The sequence below is a fragment of the Bradyrhizobium stylosanthis genome (assembly GCF_001641335.1).
GTDB lineage: Bacteria > Pseudomonadota > Alphaproteobacteria > Rhizobiales > Xanthobacteraceae > Bradyrhizobium > Bradyrhizobium stylosanthis.
Window position 1 is genome coordinate 1 of sequence record NZ_LVEM01000022.1, and the last position, 602, is coordinate 602.

General features: G+C 64.3%; 1 protein-coding gene. It reads right to left on the reverse strand.

The window, feature by feature from the left end:
* Positions 1–602, reverse strand: a 602-nt coding sequence (locus tag A7X65_RS40370; protein ID WP_488230413.1) for an amidohydrolase family protein, incomplete at both ends; no start/stop codon positions are given.

A 602-nucleotide genomic window follows, 5' to 3' on the forward strand; every position in this document is an offset into this window, starting at 1 on the left:
TTCAGGCCCTTCATGTCGTCGGCCGTCAGCGTGTTCAGGCCCTTCATGTCGTCGGCCGTCAGCGTGATGTATTGCGGGCATGTCTCCGCATGCACCGGTAATCCGCGCTGCTGCGCCCAGCGCACCTGCTCCATGGCCTCGCGCCCGGAGACGTGCACGATCATGATGGGCACGCCGATCACCTCGGCATGGCTGATGGCGCGATGCGTCGCCTCGCGCTCGACCGCCTGCGGCCGCGAGGTGCCGTGATAATAGGGCGCGATGTGGCCYTCGCGCTCGAGCTTGCTSGTGAGGAAGCGGATGGCGTCGTAGCCCTCGCAATGGACCATGACCAGCGCCTCCTCGCGGCGCGCGACCTCGAACACCTCGAGCAGCTGCTTGTCGGAGAGCACGAGGTCGTCATAGGTCATGAACACCTTGAACGAGGTATAGCCGTCCTTGACCAGGGCCGGCAGTTCCTGCCCGAGCACGACCGCAGTCGGATCGGAGATGATGAGGTGGAAGGCGGTGTCGATATAGCATTCGCCCTCGGCGAGCTTGCGATAATTCTCGACGCAGGTCCGTAGCGACGTCCCCTTCTCCTGCAGCGCAAAGGGCAGCAC